The following is a 632-nucleotide window of genomic DNA, read 5'->3' on the forward strand; positions in this document are numbered from 1 at the left end:
GTTGGTGTGGGTGAGGGCTGGGCCGGCGCGGAGGAGCAGGGTGGCGGCGATGTCGGGGCGGAGTTGGGTGATGGTGCGGGGTTCGTTGGGGCCTTGGAGGCCGCGGGCGATGGCGGTGGTGCGGTTCCAGATGGCTGAGCCTTGGTGTGCGGGGATGTAGAGGGAGATCCAGGCCATGCCGTCGCGGTCCGGGGTGTATTCCATCCGCCGGTCGGCTGCGCACTTGGCGTGGCGTTTCTCCAGGGATTCGGGGTGGTGGCGTTCGCGCCAGTTCCGGACCCGGGCGCGGAACCGTGACGGGACGAGTTCGCCGGCGGCGGCTCCGCGGGCCGGGTTGGGGTTCAGGACATGCTCGACGAGGGCGGCTGCGCCGGCGGGGCTGAGGTTGTCGGTTTCGTCGGCGATGATTTTGGCGTGTTGCCAGGAGATGGTCCCGGTGGTGAGGGCGTCCATGGCCGGTGGCAGGGAGACGAGTTGCCGGGATTGGGTGATGAGTGCTCCGGCGGCGGGGGAGCTGATGGTCAGGACACCGGCGATTTCCTCGACCGCGGACATCTCGGCGTAGGTGCGTTCGTGGGTGGGCGCTTCGGGCGGGGTCATTGCGTGCTGGAGCTCGATGGCCTCGGCAGTGT

1 protein-coding gene is annotated in these 632 nt (G+C 69.5%); it reads right to left on the reverse strand.

Features of this window, described 5'->3' with window-relative positions; all coding sequences use genetic code 11:
* On the reverse strand, positions 1 to 632 hold a 632-nt coding region (locus tag ARTSIC4J27_RS00050; RefSeq protein WP_152683724.1), incomplete at both ends, for a DUF222 domain-containing protein.

Source organism: Pseudarthrobacter siccitolerans (assembly GCF_001046895.1).
GTDB classification, from domain to species: domain Bacteria; phylum Actinomycetota; class Actinomycetes; order Actinomycetales; family Micrococcaceae; genus Arthrobacter; species Arthrobacter siccitolerans.